Source organism: Flavobacterium sp. (assembly GCF_043773265.1).
Taxonomy (GTDB): domain Bacteria; phylum Bacteroidota; class Bacteroidia; order Flavobacteriales; family Flavobacteriaceae; genus Flavobacterium.
Window position 1 is genome coordinate 1 of the sequence record NZ_JAYVFH010000174.1, and the last position, 4,927, is coordinate 4,927.

The 4,927-nt window shown below is 28.4% G+C and carries 5 protein-coding genes and 1 pseudogene; 5 read left to right on the top strand and 1 reads right to left on the bottom strand.

All coding sequences use genetic code 11. From position 1 onward, the window contains the following. Positions 1–31: 31 nt before the first annotated feature. A pseudogene (locus tag ACH2BO_RS09360) lies at positions 32–744 on the bottom strand (pyridoxine 5'-phosphate synthase). Between the two features lie 127 nt (positions 745–871). On the opposite strand from ACH2BO_RS09360, the gene ACH2BO_RS09365 reads away from it, so the two are divergent. The 5 genes from ACH2BO_RS09365 to ACH2BO_RS09385 form a co-directional block, all read left to right on the top strand. Beyond that, positions 872–1,531: a CBS domain-containing protein gene (locus tag ACH2BO_RS09365; protein WP_395044481.1), complete on the top strand. Its 660-nt coding sequence runs from the start codon at positions 872–874 to the stop codon at positions 1,529–1,531. A gap of 63 nt (positions 1,532–1,594) precedes the next feature. Continuing rightward, on the top strand, positions 1,595–2,479 hold the full coding sequence (locus ACH2BO_RS09370; RefSeq protein WP_395044482.1) for an NAD kinase: 885 nt from the start codon (positions 1,595–1,597) through the stop codon (positions 2,477–2,479). A gap of 168 nt (positions 2,480–2,647) precedes the next feature. Next, on the top strand, positions 2,648–3,328 hold the full coding sequence (locus tag ACH2BO_RS09375; RefSeq protein WP_395044483.1) for a DUF6089 family protein: 681 nt from the start codon (positions 2,648–2,650) through the stop codon (positions 3,326–3,328). 5 nt (positions 3,329–3,333) lie between these two features. Further along, a complete protein-coding gene (locus ACH2BO_RS09380; protein ID WP_395044484.1) occupies positions 3,334–4,077 on the top strand; it encodes an isoprenyl transferase in 744 nt (247 codons plus the stop codon). After that, a partial coding sequence (locus ACH2BO_RS09385) for a POTRA domain-containing protein (RefSeq protein ID WP_395044485.1) occupies positions 4,007–4,927 on the top strand: 921 nt, incomplete at its 3' end. The genes ACH2BO_RS09380 and ACH2BO_RS09385, both read left to right, overlap by 71 nt.

Below are 4,927 nucleotides of genomic sequence, written 5' to 3' on the forward strand. Positions count from 1 at the left end.
GTGAAAATTCGTGAAATTCGTGTTAACTTTTTTATTTCAATTTATTCAAATACATATTCACAACATTATCAAATCCAAGATATAACGATTCGCAAATTAAAGCGTGACCAATAGAAACTTCTAATAAATTTGGAATATTTTCTTTAAAAAATTTAATATTATCTAAACTTAAATCGTGACCTGCATTTATTCCTAAATTTAATTCGTTAGCCAAAATTGACGCTTTTAAATACGATTCAATTCCGTTTTTATTTCCTAAATTATATTGATGAGCAAACTCTTCTGTATACAATTCTATTCGTTCTGTTCCAGTTTTTTTTGCACCTTCAATCATTTCTAAAACTGGATCTACAAATATTGATGTTCGAATATTGTTTCGTTGAAATTCTTGAATTACTTCTGTTAAATACGATTGATTTTTAATTGTATCCCAACCAGCACTTGATGTTATTGCACCAATTGCATCTGGAACCAAGGTTACTTGCGTTGGTTTACATTCTAAAACTAAATCTATAAAATTATGTTGCGGATTTCCTTAATATTATATTCTGTATAAACAACGCTTTTTAAATCTCGTGCATCTTGGTATCTAATGTGGCGTTCGTCTGGTCTAGGGTGAATGGTAATTCCTTGCGCACCAAACTTTTGCAAATCAGTTGCGACTTGCAATAAATTGGGAACATTTCCGCCACGAGCATTTCTTAAAGTTGCTATTTTATTGATGTTTACACTTAATTTTGTCATAGTTTTTCATTGTTAAGAAAGATGCAATCTGTTCTCTATTATTTTTTTCTACAAAAATACAAAGTTAAAATAAGGTTTTATGTTCTAATTTTTGATTATTTTGCAACAAATTTGCTACCTTATATATATGACAGAAATAAACGATTATATAAATAACGACTACAAAGCCATAGAAAGCTCTGAAACTATAGAAATTGTTCAAGATTTTTTTAGTGATGTTCCGTATTCTCATTTTCCTGTAATTGAAGAAGGAATTTATATTGGAAGTATTGCTTCTGACGATATTGAAACGTTTGATTTAGATAAAAAAATTAAAGATTATCGATATACGCTAGAAGGTTTTTTTGCAAGAAAAAATATGATATGGTTAGATGTTTTAGAAGTTTTTGCCAAAAATCATTCTAATGTTGTGCCAATTCTTGATGATGCTAACAGTTATGTTGGTTATTATGAACTAGAAGATATTGTAAAATTCTTTCACGAAACGCCATTTTTAAAAGAACAAGGCGGAATTATTGTAATTAAAACTACTTTACTAGATTTTTCTATGAGTCAGATAACCCAAATTGTAGAAAGTAATAACGGTAAATTATTAGGATTATTTGTTTCAGATGCTGATACAACTTGGGTTGAAGTAACAGTAAAAATTGCACTAGGCGGATTAAATGAAATAATTCAAACCTTTAGAAGATACAATTATGAAATAATTTCTGAACATAATGAAGATAATTATTTAAATAATTTAAAAGAACGATCAGAATATTTAGATAAGTATTTGAATATCTAGAGATGGAAGTTTGGAAGATTGAAGATGGAAGAAAAATAAAATAAATTATATAGCATTTACAATATGAAAATTGCCATTTTCGGTCAATATTATCAAAACGACACTCGACCAATTATTCGAGATATATTTGTATTTTTTAATGCTAATAATGTAGAATTAGTTATTGAAGAAAAGTTTTTAAAAATTTTATACGATGAAGAAATTGTAAAAAAAGAATACAAAACTTTTTCTACACATTTAGATTTAGATGCTAGTTTTGATATTCTTGTTAGTATTGGTGGCGATGGAACTATTTTACGAGCAGCAACCTATGTTAGAAATTCTGGAATTCCAATTCTTGGAGTAAACGCAGGAAGATTAGGGTTTCTTGCCAAAGTACAAAAAGAAAACATTGAAACTTTTTTACAAATAGTTTTAGAAAAAAAATATACAATTTCTAAACGAACATTACTAAGTTTAGTTTGTTCGCCAAAAAATTCTGAAATAAAAGATTTGAATTTTGCAATGAACGAAATTACAGTTAGCAGAAAAGACACCACTTCAATGATAACTATAGAAACTTATTTAAACAATGAATATTTAAATTCGTATTGGGCAGATGGTTTAATAATTTCTACACCAACAGGTTCTACAGGTTATTCTTTAAGTTGTGGCGGACCAGTTTTAACTCCAGATGTAAAAAGTTTAGTAATAACGCCAATTGCACCACACAATTTAAACGCAAGACCATTAGTTATAACTGATAAAACCGAAATAAAATTAAAAATTTCTGGACGCGAAGAAAACTACCTTGTATCTTTAGATTCTAGAATAACATCGGTAAGTAACAACGCAACATTAACCATAAAAAAGACTCCTTTTAAAATAAATATGGTCGAAATTCCAGAAGAAACTTTCTTAAAAACCTTAAGAAACAAACTACTTTGGGGCGAAGACAAACGAAATTAAAAACCTTATTTTTATACTACATTCTCAACTTTTTCGTTAAGTAATTATCTAATAATTTATATTAGAAAATGTACTATTTAATCATTGCAAATGTAATTTTTCATAAATAGTAATTAAGTGTATTTTAAGTACTATTAATTGTTATATTTGCACGCTATTTTTGAGTTAATGAGAATTATATTTTTATTTATTTTTACATTCGCAGTTTCAAATTTAAATGCTCAAATTCACGAAATTGGAGTTTTTCTTGGTGGAAGTAATTACATAGGCGAAATTGGTAAAACCAATTATATAAACCCTAACGAACCAGCGTTTGGTATTTTGTATAAATGGAATAAAAGTCCGAGACACGCCTATAGATTTTCTTATATGCAAAGTAAAATTACTGCAAACGACTTAGATTCTAAAGTTGGAGGTAGAAAACAAAGAGCATTAAATTTTGAAAATAATTTAAAAGAATTTTCGGCAGGATTAGAATTTAATTTTTTCGATTTTAATTTGCACGATTTTGAAAGAAAAATTACGCCATATGTATTTACTGGAATGACATTTACAATATATGATGGATTGTTTTATAGCAATGGTAGCGCTAAATTTGATTCCAATCATACCACAATTGGAATACCAATGATAGTTGGGGTTAAATCTAATATAACTCCAAATTTAATTTTAGGATTAGAAGCTGGAGCAAGATACACCTTTGCAGATGATATTGATGGAAGTAATCCAACCAATGAAAATTTAAAAATAGTACAATTTGGAAATTTAGACAGTAAAGATTGGTATGTTTTTACTGGATTTACTTTAACTTATACCTTTGGCGAAAAACCTTGTTATTGCGCTGATTAGAAATTATGAATTTATTAGAATCAATACACTTAGATAATTTACCCAAACATGTTGCCATTATTATGGATGGTAATGGTCGTTGGGCAAAACAAAAAGGATTACTAAGAGCATTTGGTCATGAAAACGGTACAAAATCAGTTAGAACAACAGTAGAATCTTGTGCAAAATTAGGAATAGAAAATCTTACACTTTATGCCTTTTCTACCGAAAACTGGAACAGACCAAAACTAGAAGTTGATACTTTAATGAAATTACTAGTTCATTCACTAAAAAATGAATTAAAAACGCTTCAAGAAAACAATATTAAATTAAATTCTATAGGCAATTTAAATAGATTACCTAAAAGTATTCAGAAAGAACTTAACGAAGTTATAACACTTACTAAAGACAATTCTAAAATGGTATTAACGCTTGCCTTGAGCTACGGATCAAGAGAAGAGCTTATAAATGCTATAAAAAATATTAGTGATAAAGTTAAAAATAATACAATTTCAATAGACACTATTGATGAATCAATTATAAATGAGCATCTTTACACGCACAATCTGCCAGAGGTAGACTTATTAATTAGAACAAGCGGCGAACACCGAATTAGTAATTTCTTGTTATGGCAAATTGCCTATGCAGAATTATTTTTTACCGATGTATTATGGCCCGATTTTACAGAACAACATTTATATGAAGCCATTATTAGCTATCAAAAAAGAGAACGAAGATTTGGAAAAACAAGTGAACAAATTAAAAAATAAATACGTGTTGAACAATTTTATAAAAGCATTTTTTATACTAATATGTGTAGGAAATGCTTTCCAGTTAAATGCCCAAGAAAGAATGCCGTTTGAACAAGGTACAAAATATATTTTAGCAAATGTAGATGTTACAGGTAAAATTAGTTTTAATAAACAAACAGTTGTAACATTTGCAGGACTTGAAAAAGGTCAAGAAATTGTTATTCCAGGAGAAGAAATAAGTAATGCTATTAAAAAACTTGGTAAACTTGGACTTTTTAGTGATATAGATTTTTATGTAAATAAAATTGTTGGCGATAGTATATATTTAGAATTAAATATTGTAGAACTTCCAAAACTTAATGAAGTAAAATTTAATGGTATAAAAAAAGGTAAAGTAGAAGAATTAATTAAAGAAAACTCGCTTACCAAAGGTAAAATTGTAAACGAAAACTTAATTACAACTACCAAAAATTATTTAGAAAATAAGTATAAAAAAGACGGTTACTTCAACACCAAAGTTGCAATAAGAACAGTTGCAGATACTACTTCTGGAAACAACGTTAATATGGTTGTAAATATTGACAAAGGAGAAAAAATTAAAATAGATAGAATAGTATTTGATGGCAATGAAAAATTTTCTGATAAAAAACTTAGAAAATTTATGAGAAGCACCAAGCAGATAAATCCGATAAGAATATTAAAACCATCTAAATTTATTAAAAGTAAATACAACGAAGATTTAGCTAAAATTATTGATAAGTATAAAGAAAAAGGATTTAGAGATGCATTGGGTCGATACCACCACGGCGGTCGCGGCGACCGGCAGGCTGCCTTCGTAGCGCAGGGTGACCTGGCTCTTGGCGTCGGG